Source organism: Burkholderia sp. AU38729 (assembly GCF_020419725.1).
GTDB lineage: Bacteria > Pseudomonadota > Gammaproteobacteria > Burkholderiales > Burkholderiaceae > Burkholderia.
Window position 1 is genome coordinate 18,170 of record NZ_JAIZQO010000022.1, and the last position, 21,814, is coordinate 39,983.

The window sequence follows — 21,814 nt, forward strand, 5'->3', positions numbered from 1 at the left end:
TTAGGCGCCGAGCTGGCGCACGATGAACGCCGTCTTCAGCGGCAGCTTGGCTGCAGCCAGACGGAACGCTTCGCGTGCCAGTTCTTCGGTTACGCCGTCCATTTCATAGAGCATCTTGCCCGGCTGAATCTCGGCGACGTAGTACTCCGGGTTACCCTTACCGTTACCCATACGCACTTCGGCCGGCTTCTGCGAAATCGGCTTGTCCGGGAAGATCCGGATCCAGATGCGGCCGCCACGCTTGATGTGACGCGTCATTGCACGACGCGCCGCTTCAATCTGGCGTGCGGTCAGACGACCGCGACCGATAGCCTTCAGGCCGAATTCACCGAACGACACTGCGTTGCCGCGCGTCGCCTTGCCGGTGTTACGACCCTTCTGCTCTTTACGATACTTTCTGCGTTTCGGTTGCAGCATCGTTATTCTCCAGTCTTGCCGTCTTCGGGCTTGCCGGCGCCGCGGCGCGGTGCGCCACGACGAGCACCCGGAGCGCCGCCTTCGCCGTCACGGCGCGGACGACGGTCGCCCGGACGCGCATTGCGACGCGGACGCTTGTCTTCGGCTACTTCTTCCACCACCGGTGCGTCGTTGCGGCCGAGCGTGTCGCCCTTGTAAACCCACACCTTGACGCCGATGATCCCGTAGGTCGTCTTCGCTTCCGAGGTTGCGTAGTCGATATCGGCACGCAGCGTGTGAAGGGGCACGCGACCTTCGCGATACCACTCCGTACGAGCGATTTCGATACCGTTCAGACGGCCCGCGCTCATGATCTTGATGCCTTGGGCACCCAGACGCATCGCGTTCTGCATCGCACGCTTCATCGCGCGACGGAACATGATCCGGCGCTCGAGCTGTTGCGTGATCGAGTCAGCGATCAGCTGAGCATCGGTTTCCGGCTTGCGGATTTCTTCGATGTTGACGTGAACCGGAACGCCCATGCGGCGTTGCAGTTCCGTCTTCAGCTGCTCGATATCCTCGCCCTTCTTGCCGATGACCACACCCGGACGCGAGCTGTAAATCGTGATGCGCGCGTTCTTCGCCGGACGCTCGATGACGACCCGACCGACCGAAGCGTTCTTCAGCTTCTTCTTCAGGTATTCACGAACACCGATGTCTTCCTGCAGCATCGCCGCGAAATTGTTGTTGTTCGCGTACCAACGCGAAGCCCAATTGCGGCTGACAGCCAGGCGGAAGCCAGTCGGATGAATTTTCTGTCCCATCGTATGGCTCCTTAATTCCCGACCGTCACAGTGATGTGACAGGATTGCTTCTCGATGCGGTTACCGCGGCCCTTGGCGCGCGCGGTGAAACGCTTGAGCGATGCAGCCTTGTCGACGTAGATGCTCTTGATCTTGAGCTCGTCGATATCAGCGCCTTCGTTGTGCTCCGCATTCGCGATTGCCGACAGCACAACCTTCTTCACGATGCCAGCCGCCTTCTTCGGCGAGAACGTCAGAACGTTCAGCGCCTTGTCGACCGGCAAACCGCGGATCTGGTCAGCCACAAGGCGCGTTTTCTGCGCCGAGATGCGGGCACCGCGATGAATTGCTTTCACTTCCATCTTGATTGCCCCTTATTTCTTGGCCTTCTTGTCGGCTGCGTGACCCTTGAACGTACGGGTCAGTGCGAACTCGCCAAGCTTGTGGCCGACCATGTTTTCCGAGATGTACACCGGAACGTGTTGACGGCCGTTGTGAACAGCGATCGTCAGGCCGATGAAATCCGGCAGAATCGTCGAGCGACGCGACCAGGTCTTGATCGGCTTTTTGTCGCGCGAAGCTGCAGCCGCCTCAACTTTCTTCAGCAAATGGGCGTCGCAGAACGGACCTTTTTTAACAGAACGTGCCATTGCCTACTCCTTAACGCTTGTGACGGCGCTGGACGATCATCGTCGTCGTGCGCTTGTTGCTACGGGTGCGATAACCCTTAGCCGGCGTACCCCACGGGCTAACCGGATCGCGACCTGCAGCCGTCTTGCCCTCACCACCACCGTGCGGGTGATCAACCGGGTTCATCGCAACGCCACGCACCGTCGGGCGGATACCGCGCCAGCGGTTCGCGCCAGCCTTGCCGATCTGGCGCAGGCTATGCTCTTCGTTGCCGACTTCACCGATCGTTGCACGGCACTCGATGTGCACGCGGCGGATTTCGCCCGAACGCAGACGAACCTGCGCGTAGACGCCTTCACGTGCGAGCAGCATGGCCGACGTACCAGCCGAACGCGCCATTTGCGCGCCCTTGCCCGGCAGCATCTCGATGCAGTGGATCGTCGTACCGACCGGAATGTTGCGGATCGGCAGCGTGTTGCCTGCACGGATCGGCGCTTCCGAACCCGACATCAGCTGTTGGCCGACGGTCAGGCCCTTCGGGGCGATGATGTAGCGACGTTCGCCGTCTGCGTAGAGCACCAGCGCGATGTTCGCGCTACGGTTCGGGTCGTACTCGAGACGCTCGACCTTTGCCGGAATGCCATCCTTCGTGCGACGGAAATCGACGATACGGTAGTGCTGCTTGTGACCACCACCCTTGTGACGCGTGGTGATACGACCGTTGTTGTTACGGCCGGCGGTCGAGCTCTGCGAATCGAGCAGTGCCGCGAACGGCTTGCCCTGGTGCAGGTTCTTGTTGACCACCTTGACCATCGCGCGGCGACCCGGCGATGTCGGCTTAACTTTAACGATTGCCATGATTACTTGGCCTCCGCTTCAAAGTTGATTTCCTGGCCGGGCTTCAGGCAAACGTACGCCTTCTTCACGTCCTTGCGGCGGCCCATCGAACGGCCAAAGCGCTTCTGCTTGCCCTTCTGAACCAGCACGTTGACGGAATCAACTTCAACCTTGAACAGCAGCTCGACAGCCGCCTTCACTTCCTGCTTCGTGGCATCCGGTGCGACTTCGAACACGACTTGCTCGTTCTTGTCGGCAACCAGCGTCGCCTTTTCCGAGATCACCGGCGCGAGCAGGACCTGCATCAAACGATGATCGTTCTTGCGAATCTCGCTCATGACAGCAACTCCTCGATCTGGGCGACCGCAGCCTTCGTGACCAGCACTTTCTTGAAGTAGATCAGCGACAGCGGGTCAGCGTAGCGCGGCTCGACAATCGCCACGTGCGGCAGGTTGCGCGAAGCCAGGTACAGGTTCTCGTCGACCGTATCCGTAATGATCAGCACGGAGTCGAGACCCATGGTCTTGAATTTTTCGGCCAGCAGCTTGGTCTTCGGCGCTTCGAGGATGATGTCCTCGACGACCGACAGACGGCCTTCACGGGCCAGCTGCGAGAAGATCGAGCAGAGACCTGCGCGATGCATCTTCTTGTTGACCTTGTGCGAGAAGTTTTCTTCCGGCGAATTCGGGAAGATACGACCACCGCCACGCCACAACGGGCTCGACGACATACCGGCACGAGCGCGGCCCGTACCCTTCTGGCGCCACGGCTTCTTCGTCGTGTGCTTGACTTGCTCACGGTCCTTCTGTGCGCGGTTACCCTGGCGAGCATTCGCCTGGTAAGCGACGACGACCTGGTGGATCAGCGCTTCGTTGTAGTCACGACCGAACACGACGTCCGATGCGTTGACCACTGCACCTTCCTGACCATTTTCGTTCAGGAGCTTGAGTTCCATTATTTCGCCCCCTTGGTCTTGACGGCCGGCGTCACGAAGACCTTGCCGCCCTTCGCGCCCGGAATCGCACCCTTCACGAGCAGCAGCTTGCGCTCTGCGTCGATACGGGCGATTTCGAGGTTCTGCACCGTCACCGTCACGTCACCCATGTGACCCGTCATGCGTTTACCCGGGAAAACACGACCCGGATCCTGCGCCATACCGATCGAGCCCGGCACGTTGTGCGAGCGCGAGTTACCGTGCGTGGCACGGCCGGAGGAGAAGTTGTAACGCTTGATCGTACCGGCGTAGCCCTTACCGATCGACACGCCTTGCACGTCGACCTTCTGGCCCACTTCGAAAAGATCAGCACCGACCACGGCGCCATTCGACAGCTCAGCTGCCTTGGCCGCGTCAATGCGGAATTCCTTGAGGATTTCACCGGCTTCGACACCGGCTTTGGCGAGATGACCTGCCAGCGGCTTCGTCACGCGCGAGGCACGACGGGAGCCGAATGCAACCTGCACGGCCGTGTAGCCGTCGGTTTCAACAGTCTTGATCTGCGTCACGCGGTTGTCCGACACGTCCAGCACGGTGACGGGAATCGAATCCCCTTCCGCCGTGAAGATACGGGTCATGCCAACCTTGCGACCTACGAGTCCAAGGCTCATCATTTTCTCCATTCCCGACTGCGATTGGTCGGGGCTGATTTACAAAATGCCGGGCACGCAAGGCCCAACTTTTTTACGCGAATACGCGAAAAGCCAAGCATTATAGCCCGCCTCCGCGTTTTCCGCAAGCAATCAAAGACTTAGCGCCGCCCGGCAAGCCGATCGACGCCGGAAGCCTTACTGCAGCTTGATTTCCACGTCGACGCCAGCCGGCAGGTCGAGCTTCATCAGCGCGTCAACCGTCTTGTCGGTCGGATCGACGATGTCCATCAGGCGCTGGTGGGTACGGATTTCGAGCTGATCGCGCGACGTCTTGTTGACGTGCGGCGAACGCAGGATGTCAAAACGCTGAATGCGCGTCGGCAGCGGCACCGGGCCACGGACGATTGCGCCAGTCCGCTTCGCGGTATCGACGATCTCGGCAGCCGATTGATCGATCAGACGATAGTCGAATGCCTTCAGGCGAATGCGGATTTTCTGTTGCTGCATGACGATTCCTTGGAAAGAGCGAGGCGATGTTGCATCGCCGGACACTAAAAGAACGTGAAACTTGACGCCTGCGGGGAGCGAGACATCAGGTTCCGGACGGTACTTCCACTGCTAAGCCCGCGATTCTACACGAAATTCCGGCGCGTTGGTGCGAGTTTCTCGCCCCGCGCTTTCGCGTGACGGAAAAACAAAACCGGGTGCCAGCGCAAGCTGGACACCCGGTTTCGACGGTACGGACTGCATACCGCGGAATCGCGGACCCCGTCGGGATCCGCGGATCGTCGATATTACTCGATGATCTTGGCGACGACACCGGCGCCGACCGTACGGCCGCCTTCGCGGATTGCGAAGCGCAGACCTTCTTCCATCGCGATCGGAGCAATCAGCTTCACCGTGATCGACACGTTGTCGCCCGGCATCACCATTTCCTTGTCCTTCGGCAGCTCGATCGAGCCCGTCACGTCCGTCGTACGGAAGTAGAACTGCGGACGGTAGTTGTTGAAGAACGGCGTGTGACGGCCGCCTTCGTCCTTGCTCAGCACGTACACTTCAGCCGTGAAGTGCGTGTGCGGCGTGATCGAACCCGGCTTCGCCAGAACCTGGCCACGCTCCACGTCTTCACGCTTCGTGCCGCGCAGCAGGATACCAACGTTGTCGCCTGCTTGACCTTGGTCCAGCAGCTTGCGGAACATTTCAACGCCCGTGCAGGTCGTCTTCACCGTCGGCTTGATACCGACGATTTCGATTTCTTCGCCGACCTTCACGATGCCGCGCTCAACGCGACCCGTCACAACCGTACCGCGGCCCGAGATCGAGAACACGTCTTCCACCGGCATCAGGAACGCGCCGTCACCTGCACGCTCCGGCGTCGGGATGTACGTGTCCAGCGCGTCGGCCAGGCTCATGATCGCCACTTCGCCCAGCTCGCCCGTGTCGCCTTCCAGCGCCAGCTTGGCCGAACCCTTCACGATCGGCGTGTCGTCGCCCGGGAAGTCGTACTTCGACAGGAGTTCGCGAACTTCCATCTCGACCAGCTCGAGCAACTCAGCGTCGTCCACCATGTCGCACTTGTTCAGGAACACGATGATGTACGGAACGCCAACCTGACGTGCCAGCAGGATGTGCTCACGCGTCTGCGGCATCGGGCCGTCAGCTGCCGAGCAAACCAGGATCGCGCCGTCCATCTGCGCTGCGCCCGTGATCATGTTCTTCACATAGTCAGCGTGGCCCGGGCAGTCGACGTGTGCGTAGTGGCGGTTAGCCGTTTCGTACTCGACGTGTGCCGTGTTGATCGTGATGCCGCGCGCCTTTTCTTCCGGTGCCGCGTCGATCTGGTCGTATGCCTTCGCTTCGCCGCCGAACTTCTTCGTCAGAACCGTCGTGATCGCTGCCGTCAGCGTCGTCTTGCCGTGGTCAACGTGACCAATCGTACCAACGTTCACGTGCGGCTTGGTCCGCTCGAATTTACCTTTTGCCATGATTCTCTTCTTTCAAAAATTATCGATTGAGATAACGAATTACTTCGACTTCGCGCTGATGATCGCGTCAGCAACGTTGCGCGGAGCTTCAGCGTAGTGCTTGAACTCCATCGTGTACGTTGCACGACCTTGCGTCAGCGAACGCAGCGACGTCGAGTAACCGAACATTTCCGACAGCGGTACTTCGGCGCGCACGATCTTGCCGCCGCCAACCATGTCTTCCATGCCCTGGACGATACCGCGACGGCCCGACAGGTCGCCCATCACGTTGCCCATGTAGTCTTCCGGCGTCTCGACTTCGACAGCCATCATCGGCTCGAGGACGACCGGGTTCGCCTTGCGCATCGCTTCCTTGAACGCCATCGAACCGGCCATGCGGAACGCGTTTTCGTTCGAGTCAACGTCGTGGTACGAACCGAACGTCAGGTGAACCTTCACGTCGACGACCGGGAAGCCGGCCAGCACGCCCGACTTCAGCGTGTCCTGGATACCCTTGTCGACCGCCGGGATGTATTCACGCGGAATCACACCACCCTTGATCTCGTCGAAGAACTCGTAGCCCTTGCCTTGTTCGTTCGGCTCGAGCGTGATGACTGCGTGACCGTACTGGCCGCGACCACCCGACTGCTTGACGAACTTGCCGTCGACGTCCTTCGCCGTCGAACGGATCGTTTCGCGGTAGGCAACCTGCGGCTTGCCGACGGTTGCTTCCACGCCGAATTCACGCTTCATTCGGTCGACCAGAATTTCGAGGTGGAGCTCGCCCATGCCCGAAATGATGGTCTGGCCCGACTCTTCGTCGGTCTGCACGCGGAACGACGGATCTTCCTGAGCCAGACGGTTCAGCGCCAGGCCCATCTTTTCCTGGTCAGCCTTGGTCTTCGGCTCGACAGCCTGCGAAATCACCGGCTCCGGGAACACCATGCGCTCGAGAATGATCGGGTTCGCCGGATCGCACAGCGTGTCGCCCGTGGTCGCTTCCTTCAGGCCGACCGCAGCAGCGATGTCGCCTGCGCGAACTTCCTTGATTTCTTCGCGCTGGTTCGCGTGCATCTGCAGAATACGACCCAGACGTTCCTTCTTGTCCTTCGTCGAGTTCAGCAGCGTGTCGCCCGAATTCACCACGCCCGAGTACACGCGGAAGAAGATCAGCTGGCCGACGAACGGGTCGGTCATGATCTTGAACGCGAGTGCCGAGAACTTCTCGTCGTCCGACGCGCGGCGCTCTGCCGACTCGCCGTTTTCGAGTTCGCCCTTGACCGGCGGGATGTCGACAGGCGACGGCAGGAAGTCGATCACGGCGTCGAGCATACGCTGCACGCCCTTGTTCTTGAACGCGGTACCGCACAGCATCGGCTGGATTTCGCACGCGATCGTACGGTCACGCAGCGCCTTGACGATGTCGGCTTCCGGCAGGTCGCCTTCTTCCAGGTACTTGTTCATCAGGTCTTCGTTGGCTTCAGCAGCCACTTCGACCATCTTTTCACGCCATTCCTTGCAGGTCTCTGCGAGCTCGGCCGGGATGTCGACGTAGTCGAACTTCGTGCCTTGCGACGCTTCGTCCCAAATGATCGCCTTCATCTTGATCAGGTCGACGACGCCCTTGAAGTTCTCTTCCGCGCCGATCGGCACCACGACCGGAACCGGGTTCGCCTTCAGGCGCAGACGGAGCTGGTCGTAGACCTTGAAGAAGTTCGCGCCGGTACGGTCCATCTTGTTGACGAACGCGAGACGGGGCACCTTGTACTTGTTAGCCTGGCGCCACACCGTTTCCGACTGCGGCTGCACGCCGCCCACTGCGCAGTACACCATGCACGCGCCGTCGAGCACGCGCATCGAGCGCTCGACTTCAATCGTGAAGTCGACGTGGCCCGGGGTGTCGATGATGTTGATGCGGTGTTCCGGATAGTTGCCGCCCATGCCCTTCCAGAAGGCGGTGGTAGCAGCGGACGTGATCGTGATGCCACGCTCCTGTTCCTGCTCCATCCAGTCCATCGTAGCTGCGCCGTCGTGGACTTCACCGATCTTGTGGTTCACACCGGTGTAAAACAGAATGCGCTCGGTCGTCGTCGTTTTGCCGGCGTCGATGTGAGCGCTAATACCGATATTGCGGTAGCGCTCGATAGGAGTCTTGCGAGCCACTTTGATCCTCTACTGGGATGACACGATGCAGCCCTGCTGCATCATGCTTCAACACAAACGGGCGAGGCGCCTGAAAAGCGCACCCGCCCGGAATTTATTTCCGCTAAAAGCCCAGCCAGGCGCTTAGAAACGGAAATGCGAGAACGCGCGGTTGGCTTCTGCCATGCGGTGAACTTCGTCGCGCTTCTTCATCGCGCCGCCACGGCCTTCGGCCGCTTCGGAGAGTTCACCTGCCAGACGCAGGGCCATCGACTTCTCGCTACGCTTCTTCGCAGCCTCACGCAGCCAGCGCATCGCCAATGCCATACGACGCGACGGGCGCACTTCGACCGGAACTTGATAGTTGGCACCACCAACGCGACGGCTCTTCACTTCGACCACCGGCTTGACGTTGTTGAGCGCAACCGTGAACACTTCCAGCGGGTCCTTGCCACCCTTGGTCTGGATTTGTTCGAATGCGCCATAAACGATGCGCTCTGCGACCGACTTCTTGCCGGACAGCATCAGCATGTTCATGAACTTGGCTACATCAACGTTACCGAACTTCGGATCCGGCAACACTTCCCGCTTGGGGACTTCGCGACGACGCGGCATGATTCTTCCTTTACTTGTTCAGTTGGAGCTGGTTCCAGCTCCGCGGCCACCAACAAACCCGATCACATCTTCACGACTAACCAGCTTGGCCGGGTGACCACTTACTCGACAGCACCGGCAATCCGGCACTCCCGCCTTGACCGCCCTGTGGCGATCCCTGATCAAAAACTGCTTACTTGGCAGCCTTTGCACGCTTCGCGCCGTACTTCGAGCGCGCTTGCTTACGGTCCTTGACGCCCTGGGTATCCAGCGAGCCGCGAACCATGTGGTAACGCACACCCGGCAAGTCCTTCACACGGCCGCCGCGGATCAGCACAACCGAGTGTTCCTGCAGGTTGTGGCCTTCACCGCCGATGTACGAAATCACTTCGAAGCCGTTCGTCAGACGAACCTTGGCGACCTTACGGAGTGCCGAGTTCGGCTTCTTCGGCGTCGTCGTGTACACACGGGTGCACACGCCGCGACGCTGGGGGCAGTCCTGCAGGGCCGGGCTCTTGCTCTTCGTCGTTTCCGACTGACGGCCTTTGCGAACCAGTTGGTTGATGGTTGGCATTGTTTATTCCTGAAATTGAACAAAATCTGCGCATCGATTTCGGGCAAAGCGAGAATCGGCGCACAGTTGACTTCCGAACCGGCGAAACGGGTGCGAACCTTGGAACGCGACTCGGCCCACCGAATACCGGAACCCAGCATGATATTCCGGAAATGCCAACTAAGTCAACGGCTTGCGTGATTCGCCAGCCGGACGCTTGGTTTGCCGGAAGGGTCGGAACGCCTGTGTCAGGCCGACTCGACGACGTCGATGATCTCGTCGCCGAAGCGCTCGAGCTTGCGCACGCCCATGCCGGGGATATGGCGCAGGTCCTCGATCGACTCCGGCGCGTTGCGCGCGATCTCGGCAAGCGTCGCATCGTGGAAGATCACGTAGGCCGGCACGCCGTCCGTTTTCGCCGTTTCCGCACGCCAGGCGCGCAGCGCATCCCACCGTGCGCGCTCACGCGTGCCCATGCCGGCCGTCGGATCGACGCGCGTCCCGCTGCGGCTCGACGACTGGCGCGTGCGCTGCGGCTTCACGTAGCGGCGCAGCGTGACCTTCTCCTCGTTCTTCAGCACGGGCTTCGCGGCCTCGGTCAGCACGAGCGCGCCGAAGCCGCCATGATCGACGGCCAGGTAGCCGTACGCGACGAGCTGCCGGAAAATCGCCCGCCATTCGGGCTCCGACAGCGACGCGCCGATTCCGAACGTCGTGAGCTGATCGTGGCCGCGCTGCAACACCTTCTCGGTGCGCCCGCCGCGCAGGATCTCGATCAGGTGGCTCGAGCCGAAATTGAAACCGCTCGCGCGCTGCGCGCGGAACACGCAGGACAGCGCCATCTGCGCTTCACGCGTGGCGTCCCACGAAGCCGGCGGCTCGAGGCACGTGTCGCAGTTGCCGCACGGCTTGCTCTCCTCGCCGAAGTAGTTCAGCAGCCTCACGCGGCGGCACGAGATCGTCTCGCACAGCCCGAGCAGCGCGTCGAGCTTCGACGTCTGGACGCGCTTGTGCGCATCATCCGCATCGGACTCGTCGATCATCTTGCGCTGCTGGACGACGTCGCCGAGGCCGTACGCCATCCACGCATTCGCGGGCATCCCGTCGCGGCCGGCGCGGCCCGTCTCCTGGTAGTAGCCTTCGACGCTCTTCGGCAGGTCCAGGTGCGCGACGAAGCGCACGTCCGGCTTGTCGATGCCCATGCCGAACGCGATCGTCGCGCACATCACGATACCTTCCTCGCGCTGGAACATTTCCTGATGCTTCTGCCGCACCTCGAACTCCATCCCCGCGTGATACGGCAGCGCACGCACGCCCTGCGCCTTCAGCCATTCGGCCGTTTCCTCGACCTTGCGGCGCGACAGGCAATAGACGACGCCTGCATCGGTCGTACCGTCGGCATTCGTGTGCTCGGCGCGAATGAAATCGAGCAGTTGCGAACGCGCGTTGTCCTTTTCGACGATCCGGTAGCGGATGTTCGGGCGGTCGAAGCTCGACACGAACAGGCGCGCATCGTCGAGCGCGAGACGGTGGATGATCTCGTCGCGCGTGATCGCATCGGCCGTGGCGGTCAGCGCGATGCGCGGCACCGACGGAAACCGCTCGTGCAGCACCGACAGCTGGATATATTCCGGGCGGAAATCGTGCCCCCATTGCGACACGCAGTGCGCTTCGTCGATCGCGAACAGGCCGATCTTCGCGCGCTCGAGCAGATCGAGGAAACGCCCCGTCATCAGCCGTTCCGGCGCGACGTAGAGCAGATCGATTTCGCCCTCGCGCAGCGCGCGCTCGGTCGCCGCGGCCTCGGCGCCCGACAGCGTCGAATTCAGGTACGCGGCGCGCACCCCCACTTCGCTCAGCGCGGCGACCTGGTCCTGCATCAGCGCGATCAACGGCGACACGACGATGCCGGCGCCCTGCCCGGCTTCGCGGCGCAGCAACGCGGGAATCTGATAGCACAGCGACTTGCCGCCGCCGGTTGGCATCAGCACGAGGCAATCGCCGCCGCCGGCGACGTGCTCGACGATCTCGCCCTGCTGGCCGCGAAAGGCGGGGTAACCAAATACTTCGTCGAGGATTTCGAGGGCGCGGGACATGAATGAGGACAGGGACGGCTAAACGATGACCGCAATTTTAACAACCCGCTCGCGCGACGCGTGGCGAATCGTGCGGTTTGGCCGATCGGCCAGGGTTCGTTCGTGTGCATGACGGGCTGCGACAGCCGCGCGACAGGCCCGTCATGCGCATGAACGACAGACGAAAAAAAACCGCCCGGCATAACCGGGCGGTCTCGGTGACAGCAAGGTAAGGCAAGGCGGCTCGCGCCGCCCGCACTTACTCGGCTGCCGGGTGTTGCTGCGGCTCTTCTGCCGGCGCGCTCGGCGTGCCGAAGTCGAATGCCTCTTCCGCTGCGATCTGGTCGAAACGCTCGCGATCCGACGATTCCTTCGCCTTGCGCGCCTTGTGGAACGCGAGACCCGTACCGGCCGGAATCAGACGGCCGACGATCACGTTTTCCTTCAGGCCACGCAGATCGTCGCGCTTGCCCATGATCGCCGCTTCGGTCAGCACGCGGGTCGTTTCCTGGAACGATGCCGCGGAGATGAACGAGTCGGTCGACAGCGATGCCTTCGTGATACCGAGCAGCACGTTGTCGTACGAAGCCGGACGCTTGTCCTCGGCGATCATGCGATCGTTCTCGTCCAGCATGTCGGAACGCTCGACCTGTTCGCCCGGGATGAAGCGCGTATCACCGTTGTCGGTGATCTGCACACGACGCAGCATCTGGCGAACGATCACCTCGATGTGCTTGTCGTTGATCTTCACGCCCTGCAGACGATACACGTCCTGCACTTCGTCGACGATGTAGCGCGACAGCGCCTCGATACCCTGCAGACGCAGGATGTCGTGCGGATCGGCCGGACCGTCCACGATCATTTCGCCCTTGTTGACCACCTGGGCATCGTGAACCAGAACCTGCTTTTCCTTCGCGATCAGGAACTCGTGCTGATTGCCTTCGAGGTCCGTGATGACGAGACGCTGCTTGCCCTTCGTGTCCTTACCGAACGACGTCGTACCGGTGACTTCCGCGAGAATGCCGGCATCCTTCGGCGAACGCGCTTCGAACAGTTCCGCCACCCGCGGCAGACCGCCGGTAATGTCACGCGTCTTCTGCGCTTCCGTCGGGATACGTGCGAGCACTTCACCGACCTGCACCTGCTGACCATCCTTCACGGTGATCAGTGCGCCGACCTGGAAGCCGATCTGCACCGCGTGCTCCGTGCCCGGAATCTTCACTTCGTCGCCGTTCGCGTCGAGCAGCTTGACCTGCGGACGCACGCTCTTCGAAGCTTGCGAGCCACGACGCTTCACGTCGATCACGACCAGCGTCGACAGGCCGGTCACGTCGTCGATCTGCTTCGCGACGGTCACGCCTTCCTCGACGTTCTCGAACTTCACCGTACCACCGTACTCGGTGATGATCGGACGCGTCAGCGGATCCCACGTGGCGAGCTGCGTGCCTGCCTTGATCGTCGCACCGTCGAGCTGCAGCAGCGTCGCGCCGTACGGCACTTTGTGACGCTCGCGCTCGCGACCGAAATCGTCGGTGATCATCGCTTCGCCCGAACGGGAAATGACGATCTGCTCGCCCTTCGCGTTCGTGACGTAGCGCATCGTCGCCGTGAAGCGCACGATACCGTTGCTCTTCGCTTCGACCGACGAAGCCACTGCCGCACGCGATGCCGCACCACCGATGTGGAACGTACGCATCGTCAGCTGCGTGCCCGGCTCACCGATCGACTGTGCCGCGATCACGCCGACTGCTTCGCCGACGTTCACGAGCGAGCCGCGGCCGAGGTCACGGCCGTAGCAGGCCGCGCACAGGCCGTAGCGCGTTTCGCAGGTCAGCGGCGTGCGCACGCGCACTTCGTCGATGCCGAGGCGTTCGATTTCCTCGACCGCCGTTTCGTCGAGCAGCGTGCCCGATTCGTACACCGTTTCCTGCGTTTCCGGGTTCACGACGTCCGCCACCGCAACGCGGCCGAGGATACGGTCACGCAGCGCTTCGACGACTTCACCGCCTTCGACGAGTGCCTTCATCGCCACGCCGTTCGACGTGCCGCAATCGTCTTCCACCACGACCAGATCCTGCGTGACGTCGACGAGACGACGCGTCAGGTAACCCGAGTTCGCGGTCTTCAGTGCCGTATCAGCCAGACCCTTACGTGCACCGTGGGTCGAGATGAAGTACTGCAACACGTTCAGACCTTCGCGGAAGTTCGCGGTAATCGGCGTCTCGATAATCGAGCCGTCCGGCTTCGCCATCAGGCCTCGCATACCGGCCAGCTGACGAATCTGAACCGCCGAACCCCGGGCGCCCGAGTCGGCCATCATGTAGATCGAGTTGAACGATTCCTGGCGCGTTTCCTTGCCGTCGCGGTCCGTCACCGGCTCCGTCGACAGCTGCTCCATCATCGCCTTGCCGACCGCTTCCGACGTTGCCGACCAGATGTCGACCACGTTGTTGTAGCGTTCCTGCGCGGTGACGAGACCCGACATGTACTGGCGGTCGTACTCCTTCACCTTCTTCGCGGCGTCGCCGACGATCGTTTCCTTCTGCGGCGGCACGAGCATGTCGTCCACGCAAATCGAAATACCGGCACGCGTCGCGAGACGGAAACCCGACTGCATCAGCTGGTCGGCAAACACCACCGTCGCGCGCAGACCGCACTTGCGGAACGCCGTGTTGATCAGGCGCGAGATTTCCTTCTTCTTCAGCGGCTTGTTCAGCACCGAGAACGGCAGGCCGTGCGGCAGGATCTCCGACAGGATCGCGCGGCCGACGGTCGTCGCGTACAGCGAGATCTTCGGTACGAACGGCGGTGCGCCTTCCGACGTGTCTTCGTTGTGGACCATTTCGGTGATCCGCACGTTGACACGCGATGCCAGCTCGACTTCCTTGTTCTCGTACGCGCGGATCACTTCCGACACGCCCGTGAACGACAGGCCCTCGCCCTTGGCGTTGACCGCTTCGCGGGTCGCGTAGTACAGACCCAGCACGATATCCTGCGACGGCACGATCGACGGATCGCCGTTGGCCGGGAACAGCACGTTGTTCGACGCCAGCATCAGCGTACGCGCTTCCATCTGCGCTTCGAGCGACAGCGGCACGTGAACGGCCATCTGGTCACCGTCGAAGTCGGCGTTGAACGCCGCGCAGACGAGCGGGTGCAGCTGAATTGCCTTGCCTTCGATCAGCACCGGCTCGAACGCCTGGATACCGAGACGGTGCAGCGTCGGCGCACGGTTCAGCATCACCGGGTGCTCGCGGATCACCTCTTCGAGGATGTCCCACACCACCGGCGTCTGGTTCTCGACTTCCTTCTTCGCAGCCTTGATGGTCGTCGCGACACCCATCACTTCCAGCTTGTTGAAGATGAACGGCTTGAACAGCTCGAGCGCCATCAGCTTCGGCAGGCCGCACTGGTGCAGCTTCAGCGTCGGGCCGACCACGATGACCGAACGGCCCGAGTAGTCGACGCGCTTGCCCAGCAGGTTCTGACGGAAACGACCGCCCTTACCCTTGATCATGTCGGCGAGCGACTTCAGCGGACGCTTGTTCGCGCCCGTCATCGCCTTGCCGCGACGACCGTTGTCGAGCAGCGAGTCGACGGCTTCCTGCAGCATCCGCTTTTCGTTGCGGACGATGATTTCAGGTGCCTTCAGCTCGAGCAGACGCTTCAACCGGTTGTTACGGTTGATCACGCGGCGATACAGGTCGTTCAGGTCCGACGTCGCGAAACGGCCGCCGTCCAGCGGCACGAGCGGACGCAGTTCCGGCGGCAGCACCGGCAGCACTTCGAGGATCATCCACTCGGGCTTGATGCCCGAGCGCTGGAATGCCTCGAGGACCTTCAGGCGCTTCGCGTACTTCTTGATCTTCGCTTCCGAGCCGGTGTTCTTCAGCTCGGTGCGCAGCGTCTCGACCTGCTCGTCGATGTTGATCGCGCGCAGCAGTTCACGCACGCCCTCCGCGCCCATTTCGGCACGGAATTCGTCGCCGTATTCCTCGACCTTGTTGTAGTAATCCTCTTCGGTCATGATCTGCCGCGCCTTCAGCGGCGTCATGCCCGGTTCGATCACCACATAGGCTTCGAAGTACAGCACGCGTTCGATGTCGCGCAGCGTCATGTCGAGCACCATGCCCAGACGCGACGGCAGCGACTTCAGGAACCAGATGTGAGCGACCGGCGAGGCCAGCTCGATGTGGCCCATCCGTTCGCGACGCACCTTCGCCAGCGTCACTTCGACGCCGCACTTCTCGCAGATCACGCCGCGGTGCTTCAGACGCTTGTACTTGCCGCACAGGCACTCGTAGTCCTTGATCGGCCCGAAGATCTTCGCGCAGAAGAGACCATCGCGTTCCGGCTTGAACGTACGGTAGTTGATGGTCTCCGGCTTCTTCACTTCGCCGAACGACCACGAACGGATCTTGTCCGGCGAGGCCAGACCGATCTTGATCGCGTCGAAAACTTCTTCCTGTTGGACTTGCTTGAATAGATCGAGCAGAGCTTTCATTGCTTTCTCTCCGTAGTCCGATTAATTGCGGTCGAGATCGATATCGATACCGAGCGAGCGGATTTCCTTCACGAGCACGTTGAAGGATTCCGGCATGCCTGCATCGATCACGTGATCGCCCTTGACGAGGTTTTCGTACACCTTCGTCCGGCCGGTCACGTCGTCCGACTTCACCGTCAGCATTTCCTGCAGCACGTAGGACGCGCCGTACGCTTCGAGTGCCCACACTTCCATTTCACCGAAACGCTGGCCACCGAACTGCGCCTTACCACCCAGCGGCTGCTGCGTGACGAGCGAGTACGGGCCGGTCGAACGCGCGTGCATCTTGTCGTCGACCAAGTGGTGCAGCTTCAGGTAGTGCATGTAGCCGAGCGTCACGCGACGTTCGAACATTTCACCCGTGCGGCCGTCGTACAGACGGACCTGGTTCTTCGACGGGTTCATGCCGAGCTGTTCAGCGATGTCGTCCGGGAACGCGAGGTCGAGCATCTTGCCCATTTCTTCCTCGGTCGCACCGTCGAACACCGGCGTTGCGAACGGCACGCCTTCGCGCAGGTTCTTCGCGAGTTCGAGGATCTCTTCGTCGGTGAAGCTTTCCAGGTCTTCCTGGCGGCCCGAGTCGTTGTAGATCTTCGTCAGGAACACGCGCAGTTCCTCGATCTTCGCCTGACGCTGCAGCATTTCGCCGATACGCCAGCCGAGGCCCTTCGCGGCCCAGCCGAGGTGCACTTCCAGAACCTGACCCACGTTCATCCGCGACGGAACGCCCAGCGGGTTCAGCACGACGTCTGCCGGACGGCCATCGGCCATGTACGGCATGTCTTCGATCGGGACGATCTTCGACACGACACCCTTGTTACCGTGACGGCCTGCCATCTTGTCGCCAGGCTGCAGGCGACGCTTGACCGCGAGGTACACCTTGACCATCTTCAGCACGCCCGGCGGCAGTTCGTCGCCTTGCGTGAGCTTCTTGCGCTTCTCTTCGAACGCGAGGTCGAACTGGTGACGCTTTTCTTCGATCGAGTTCTTGATCGCTTCGAGCTGCGCCGCTGCTTCGTCGTCCGCGAGGCGGATGTCGAACCAGTGGTAGTGGTCGAGGTCTTCCAGGTAAGCCTGGTCGATCTTCGTGCCCTTCGCGAGCTTCTTCGGACCGCCGTTCGCGACCTTGCCCACGAGCATGCGTGCGAGACGCTGGAACGCGTCGCCTTCCACGATGCGCAGCTGGTCGTTCAGGTCGAGACGGTAACGCTTCAGTTCGTCGTCGATGATCTGTTGCGCACGCTTGTCGCGCTGGATGCCTTCACGCGTGAACACCTGTACGTCGATCACGGTGCCGCTCATGCCCGACGGCACGCGCAGCGACGTGTCCTTCACGTCGGAGGCCTTCTCGCCGAAGATCGCGCGCAGCAGCTTCTCTTCCGGCGTCAGCTGGGTCTCGCCCTTCGGCGTGACCTTGCCGACCAGCACGTCGCCTGCTTCGACTTCAGCACCGATGTACACGATGCCCGATTCGTCGAGACGGCCGAGCTGGACTTCCGCCAGATTCGAGATGTCGCGCGTGATTTCTTCCGGCCCGAGCTTCGTGTCGCGTGCAACGACGTTCAGCTCTTCGATGTGGATCGACGTGTAGCGATCGTCGGCCACGACCTTCTCCGAGATCAGGATCGAATCCTCGAAGTTGTAGCCGTTCCACGGCATGAACGCGATCAGCATGTTCTGGCCGAGCGCGAGCTCACCCAGGTCCGTCGAGGCGCCGTCGGCCAGCACGTCGCCGCGCGAGACCTTGTCGCCCATCTTCACGATCGGACGCTGGTTGATGTTCGTGTTCTGGTTCGAACGCGTGTACTTGATCAGGTTGTAGATGTCGACACCGACTTCACCTGCGACTGCTTCGTCGTCGTTCACGCGAATCACGATACGGCCTGCGTCGACATAGTCGACGACGCCGCCGCGGAACGCCTGAACCGTCGTACCCGAGTCGACCGCACAGGTGCGCTCGATGCCCGTACCGACGACCGGCTTTTCCGGACGCAGACACGGCACGGCCTGACGCTGCATGTTCGAACCCATCAGCGCACGGTTCGCGTCATCGTGCTCGAGGAACGGAATCAGCGAAGCTGCCACCGACACGATCTGCGACGGCGCGACGTCCATGTACTGGATACGGTCCGGCGTGACCATCATCGTTTCGCCGGCTTCCCGCGACGACACGAGTTCGTCGATCAGCTGGCCGTTCTCGTCGATCGCGGCGTTTGCCTGAGCGATCATGTAGCGGCCTTCTTCGATCGCCGACAGGTAATCGATCTGATCGGTCACCTTGCTGTCCACGACCTTGCGGTACGGCGTCTCGAGGAAGCCATACTCGTTCAGGTGCGCATACAGTGCGAGCGAGTTGATCAGGCCGATGTTCGGACCTTCCGGCGTTTCGATCGGGCACACGCGGCCATAGTGGGTCGGGTGCACGTCGCGGACTTCAAAGCCTGCGCGTTCGCGCGTCAGACCGCCCGGGCCCAGTGCGGAAACACGACGCTTGTGCGTGATTTCCGACAGCGGGTTGGTCTGGTCCATGAACTGCGACAGCTGCGACGAACCGAAGAACTCGCGGATCGCCGACGAAATCGGCTTCGAGTTGATCAGGTCGTGCGGCATCAGGTTTTCGCTTTCGGCTTGGCCGAGGCGTTCCTTGACCGCGCGCTCGACACGCACGAGACCTGCGCGGAACTGGTTTTCCGCCAGTTCGCCGACGCAACGCACACGACGGTTGCCGAGGTGGTCGATGTCGTCCACTTCGCCCTTGCCGTTGCGCAGCTCGACGAGGATCTTGATCGTCGCGAGGATGTCGTCGTCCTGCAGCGTCATCGGGCCGGTGATCTCGTCACGGCTGACGCGGCGGTTGAACTTCATACGGCCGACCTTCGACAGGTCGTACGCTTCTTCGCTGTAGAACAGACGGTTGAACAGTGCCTCGACCGCTTCTTCGGTCGGCGGCTCGCCCGGACGCATCATGCGGTAGATCGCGATGCGCGCGGCCGTCTTGTCGGTCGTTTCGTCGACACGCAGCGTCGACGAGATGTACGGGCCCTGGTCCAGATCGTTCGTGTAGAGCGTCTGGATGTCCTTGATGCCCGCTTCGCGCAGCTTCTCGAGCACGCTTTCCGTGACTTCGTCGTTCGCGCTCGCGATCACTTCGCCGGTGTCGCCGTCGACGACGTTCTTCGCCAGCACGCGGCCGAGCAGATAGTCTTCCGGCACCGAGATGAACTTGGTCTTCGCGGCTTCGAGGTCGCGAATGTGCTTCGCGTTGATCCGCTTGTCCTTCTGGACGATGACCTTGCCATCACGATCCGTGATGTCGAAGCGCGCGACTTCACCACGCAGGCGCTCGGGCACGAACTCGAGTTGCGCGCCTTCGTCCATCAGCGTGAAGTTGTCGAACACGAAGAAGTTCGCGAGGATCTGTTCCGGCGTGAGGCCGATGGCCTTCAGCAGGATCGTGACCGGCATCTTGCGGCGACGGTCGACGCGGAAGTACAGGATGTCCTTCGGATCGAATTCGAAGTCGAGCCACGAGCCGCGGTACGGAATGATCCGTGCCGAGAACAGCAGCTTGCCCGAGCTGTGCGTCTTGCCCTTGTCGTGTTCGAAGAACACGCCCGGCGAACGGTGCAGCTGCGAGACGATGACACGCTCGGTGCCGTTGATGACGAACGAGCCCGTCGGCGTCATGAGCGGAATTTCGCCCATGTACACTTCCTGCTCTTTCACTTCCTTGACGACCGGCTTGTTCGGCGATTCCTTGTCGAGAATGACAAGGCGGACCTTCGCGCGCAGCGCGGAGCAGTACGTCAGGCCGCGCTGCTGGCATTCCTTGATGTTGAATGCCGGCGCGGACAACGCATAGCTCACGAACTCGAGACGTGCGAAACCGTTGTGCGAAACAATGGGAAATACCGATGTGAACGCGGCCTGCAAACCTTCAGGCTTGCGTTGCGTGGCCGGCACATCGGCTTGCAGAAACGTGCTGAATGATTCAAGCTGGGTAGCCAGCAAGAAAGGAACTTGGTGAACGATGGGGCGCTTCGCGAAACTCTTGCGAATGCGCTTCTTCTCGGTGAAGGAATATTGCATACGATCTCCGAATCACGGCGGGTGCTATCGAGGCGGAATACCTGGACGTTTCAAACCCGAGTGTTCACCGACTGAGACCCGATGGCCGTCCGACGGCTTGAACGAGCCGAGAAGCTTGGTGGTTGGCCGCTACCAACCGCTGGCTGACGGCAGCGGATGCCTGTGTTGCCCGCTACCCGACCAAACTTGCCTTCTGCAGTCGCTTCAGAAGACAAAGAGAACCGCCATTCGTGATCAATGACAACGATCAGGCGGTTTTCTTTGGCTTCTGGGGCCAATTATTCGGGCTCCCGAATGAGTGCCAGAATAACGTCCCCACAAAGCACAAAAAGGCCGGCGGTGAAAATACCGCCAGCCTTCGCACAGCGCGCCGAAACTTACTTGACTTCGACCTTCGCGCCTGCTTCTTCCAGCTTCTTCTTGGCTTCTTCAGCAGCAGCCTTGTCGACGCCTTCCTTGACAGCCTTCGGTGCGCCGTCAACGACGTCCTTCGCTTCCTTCAGGCCCAGGCCCGTCAGTTCGCGAACTGCCTTGATGACTGCAACCTTGTTGCTGCCTGCTTCAGCCAGAACGACCGTGAATTCGGTCTTTTCTTCTGCTGCAGCAGCTGCGCCGCCGCCTGCCGGGCCAGCGACTGCCACTGCAGCTGCCGACACGCCAAACTTCTCTTCGAATGCCTTGACCAGTTCGTTCAGTTCCAGAACGGTCATCCCTTCGACTGCTGCCAGGATGTCTTCTTTTGCGATTGCCATTTGAAATACTCCTAAATTGAATTCGGATACAGCCAGCGATCAATGACGCTGATGCACGCTCGATTACGCAGCTTCCGCTTGCTTCTTCTCGGCCAGCGCGGCCAGAGCGCGCGCGAAGCCCGAAACAGGCGATTGCATAACGAACAGCAGCTTCGAGAGCAGTTCTTCGCGGCTCGGGATGCTTGCCAGCGCTTGCACGCCAGCCTTGTCCATCACCTTGCCATCGAACGAACCAGCCTTGATGACCAACTTGTCATTGCTCTTGCTGAAGTCGTTGACGACCTTAGCAGCAGCAATTGCATCTTCCGAGATGCCGTAGATCAACGGGCCAGTCATCTGCTCTGCCAGCGGAGCAAACGGGGTACCTTCAACAGCGCGACGCGCCAGCGTGTTCTTCAACACGCGCAGGTAAACCTGTTGCTCACGCGCTTTCGCGCGCAGCTTGGTCAGATCGCCAACCGCAATTCCACGATACTCAGCCAGCACAACGGTCTGGGCCTTCGCGACTTGCGCGGAAACCTCAGCGACGACGGCTTGCTTGTCTTCTCTATTAAGCGGCACGGTTAGCCTCCAGAAACGATACGTTCGGCGCGGCCGGCATGGCCGAAACCTCACGTACCTCGTTCAACAACGGCGTCCGACCTCGTTAGGAGTATTTCCACCTCACGCCGGGAATCGCTTCGCGGCCTGCGGCTTCACCACTGCAAAACTTTTTCGGGTTCGCCATCTGCGTTGGCTTGAATTAAGGGAACACCTGACTGCTGCGCCCCACCAACGGTCTTTGATAACCGGTTGCCCGCCCTACCGCACGAACAACCGCCCAAAGCCCATGTAGGCCGCTTCGCGAAC

The 21,814-nt window shown here is 61.2% G+C and carries 18 protein-coding genes; all 18 read right to left on the reverse strand.

What is annotated here, in order from left to right; translation table 11 throughout:
- Entirely contained in the window at positions 1–417 is a 417-nt protein-coding gene (rplP, locus tag LGM56_RS35705; RefSeq protein WP_006482873.1) for a 50S ribosomal protein L16, read from the reverse strand.
- 2 nt (positions 418–419) lie between these two features.
- Entirely contained in the window at positions 420–1,220 is an 801-nt protein-coding gene (gene rpsC, locus LGM56_RS35710) for a 30S ribosomal protein S3 (protein WP_006482899.1), read from the reverse strand.
- Between the two features lie 11 nt (positions 1,221–1,231).
- Positions 1,232–1,561, reverse strand: a complete 330-nt coding sequence (gene rplV, locus LGM56_RS35715; protein ID WP_004199272.1) for a 50S ribosomal protein L22 — start codon at positions 1,559–1,561, stop codon at positions 1,232–1,234.
- Positions 1,562–1,573: 12 nt separating this feature from the next.
- A complete protein-coding gene (gene rpsS, locus LGM56_RS35720; protein ID WP_004199273.1) occupies positions 1,574–1,849 on the reverse strand; it encodes a 30S ribosomal protein S19 in 276 nt (91 codons plus the stop codon).
- A 10-nt stretch (positions 1,850–1,859) separates the two neighbouring features.
- A complete protein-coding gene (rplB, locus tag LGM56_RS35725) occupies positions 1,860–2,687 on the reverse strand; it encodes a 50S ribosomal protein L2 (RefSeq protein WP_006482900.1) in 828 nt (275 codons plus the stop codon).
- A gap of 2 nt (positions 2,688–2,689) precedes the next feature.
- Positions 2,690–3,004 carry a 50S ribosomal protein L23 gene (rplW, locus tag LGM56_RS35730; protein WP_004199275.1) on the reverse strand — a complete coding sequence of 105 codons (315 nt, stop codon included), beginning with the start codon at positions 3,002–3,004 and terminating at the stop codon, positions 2,690–2,692.
- Positions 3,001–3,621, reverse strand: coding sequence for a 50S ribosomal protein L4 (gene rplD / locus LGM56_RS35735; RefSeq protein ID WP_011350675.1), 621 nt, complete (start codon positions 3,619–3,621; stop codon positions 3,001–3,003). The genes rplW and rplD overlap by 4 nt, the downstream gene beginning before the upstream one ends.
- On the reverse strand, positions 3,621–4,271 hold the full coding sequence (gene rplC, locus LGM56_RS35740) for a 50S ribosomal protein L3 (protein ID WP_006482922.1): 651 nt from the start codon (positions 4,269–4,271) through the stop codon (positions 3,621–3,623). Before rplC ends, rplD begins: the two co-directional genes overlap by 1 nt.
- A gap of 177 nt (positions 4,272–4,448) precedes the next feature.
- Positions 4,449–4,760: a 30S ribosomal protein S10 gene (gene rpsJ / locus LGM56_RS35745; RefSeq protein WP_004199280.1), complete on the reverse strand. Its 312-nt coding sequence runs from the start codon at positions 4,758–4,760 to the stop codon at positions 4,449–4,451.
- A gap of 287 nt (positions 4,761–5,047) precedes the next feature.
- Entirely contained in the window at positions 5,048–6,238 is a 1,191-nt protein-coding gene (tuf, locus tag LGM56_RS35750; RefSeq protein WP_226208121.1) for an elongation factor Tu, read from the reverse strand.
- A 39-nt stretch (positions 6,239–6,277) separates the two neighbouring features.
- The gene (gene fusA / locus LGM56_RS35755; protein ID WP_089472003.1) at positions 6,278–8,380 is read right to left on the reverse strand and encodes an elongation factor G; all 2,103 of its coding nucleotides are present in this window, start codon (positions 8,378–8,380) and stop codon (positions 6,278–6,280) included.
- A 123-nt stretch (positions 8,381–8,503) separates the two neighbouring features.
- Complete coding sequence (gene rpsG / locus LGM56_RS35760; RefSeq protein ID WP_006477195.1) at positions 8,504–8,974, reverse strand: 30S ribosomal protein S7; 471 nt, start codon at positions 8,972–8,974, stop codon at positions 8,504–8,506.
- Between the two features lie 172 nt (positions 8,975–9,146).
- The gene (gene rpsL / locus LGM56_RS35765; protein ID WP_006400662.1) at positions 9,147–9,527 is read right to left on the reverse strand and encodes a 30S ribosomal protein S12; all 381 of its coding nucleotides are present in this window, start codon (positions 9,525–9,527) and stop codon (positions 9,147–9,149) included.
- 227 nt (positions 9,528–9,754) lie between these two features.
- Positions 9,755–11,602 (reverse strand): DNA helicase RecQ, encoded by a 1,848-nt coding sequence (recQ, locus tag LGM56_RS35770; RefSeq protein WP_226208122.1) that lies wholly within the window; start codon positions 11,600–11,602, stop codon positions 9,755–9,757.
- 238 nt (positions 11,603–11,840) lie between these two features.
- On the reverse strand, positions 11,841–16,085 hold the full coding sequence (rpoC, locus tag LGM56_RS35775; protein ID WP_046544763.1) for a DNA-directed RNA polymerase subunit beta': 4,245 nt from the start codon (positions 16,083–16,085) through the stop codon (positions 11,841–11,843).
- A 21-nt stretch (positions 16,086–16,106) separates the two neighbouring features.
- Complete coding sequence (gene rpoB, locus LGM56_RS35780; RefSeq protein ID WP_039339224.1) at positions 16,107–20,213, reverse strand: DNA-directed RNA polymerase subunit beta; 4,107 nt, start codon at positions 20,211–20,213, stop codon at positions 16,107–16,109.
- A gap of 377 nt (positions 20,214–20,590) precedes the next feature.
- Positions 20,591–20,965: a 50S ribosomal protein L7/L12 gene (gene rplL, locus LGM56_RS35785; protein WP_021161757.1), complete on the reverse strand. Its 375-nt coding sequence runs from the start codon at positions 20,963–20,965 to the stop codon at positions 20,591–20,593.
- Between the two features lie 63 nt (positions 20,966–21,028).
- A complete protein-coding gene (gene rplJ, locus LGM56_RS35790; protein ID WP_021161756.1) occupies positions 21,029–21,526 on the reverse strand; it encodes a 50S ribosomal protein L10 in 498 nt (165 codons plus the stop codon).
- Between the last annotated feature and the right edge of the window lie 288 nt (positions 21,527–21,814).

What these genes read in the sequence shown, in the direction of transcription:
- tuf (WP_226208121.1), bottom strand. Translation starts at nt 6,238, where the DNA reads ATGGCAAAAGGTAAATTCGAGCGGACCAAGCCGCACGTGAACGTTGGT.
- rplV (WP_004199272.1), bottom strand. Translation starts at nt 1,561, where the DNA reads ATGGAAGTGAAAGCAATTCATCGCGGTGCCCGCATCTCGGCGCAGAAA.
- rplB (WP_006482900.1), bottom strand. Translation starts at nt 2,687, where the DNA reads ATGGCAATCGTTAAAGTTAAGCCGACATCGCCGGGTCGCCGCGCGATG.
- rpoC (WP_046544763.1), bottom strand. Translation starts at nt 16,085, where the DNA reads ATGAAAGCTCTGCTCGATCTATTCAAGCAAGTCCAACAGGAAGAAGTT.
- rpsC (WP_006482899.1), bottom strand. Translation starts at nt 1,220, where the DNA reads ATGGGACAGAAAATTCATCCGACTGGCTTCCGCCTGGCTGTCAGCCGC.
- rplD (WP_011350675.1), bottom strand. Translation starts at nt 3,621, where the DNA reads ATGGAACTCAAGCTCCTGAACGAAAATGGTCAGGAAGGTGCAGTGGTC.
- rplW (WP_004199275.1), bottom strand. Translation starts at nt 3,004, where the DNA reads ATGAGCGAGATTCGCAAGAACGATCATCGTTTGATGCAGGTCCTGCTC.
- rpsJ (WP_004199280.1), bottom strand. Translation starts at nt 4,760, where the DNA reads ATGCAGCAACAGAAAATCCGCATTCGCCTGAAGGCATTCGACTATCGT.
- recQ (WP_226208122.1), bottom strand. Translation starts at nt 11,602, where the DNA reads ATGTCCCGCGCCCTCGAAATCCTCGACGAAGTATTTGGTTACCCCGCC.
- rpsG (WP_006477195.1), bottom strand. Translation starts at nt 8,974, where the DNA reads ATGCCGCGTCGTCGCGAAGTCCCCAAGCGGGAAGTGTTGCCGGATCCG.
- rplL (WP_021161757.1), bottom strand. Translation starts at nt 20,965, where the DNA reads ATGGCAATCGCAAAAGAAGACATCCTGGCAGCAGTCGAAGGGATGACC.
- rpoB (WP_039339224.1), bottom strand. Translation starts at nt 20,213, where the DNA reads ATGCAATATTCCTTCACCGAGAAGAAGCGCATTCGCAAGAGTTTCGCG.
- rplC (WP_006482922.1), bottom strand. Translation starts at nt 4,271, where the DNA reads ATGAGCCTTGGACTCGTAGGTCGCAAGGTTGGCATGACCCGTATCTTC.
- rplP (WP_006482873.1), bottom strand. Translation starts at nt 417, where the DNA reads ATGCTGCAACCGAAACGCAGAAAGTATCGTAAAGAGCAGAAGGGTCGT.
- rpsL (WP_006400662.1), bottom strand. Translation starts at nt 9,527, where the DNA reads ATGCCAACCATCAACCAACTGGTTCGCAAAGGCCGTCAGTCGGAAACG.
- rpsS (WP_004199273.1), bottom strand. Translation starts at nt 1,849, where the DNA reads ATGGCACGTTCTGTTAAAAAAGGTCCGTTCTGCGACGCCCATTTGCTG.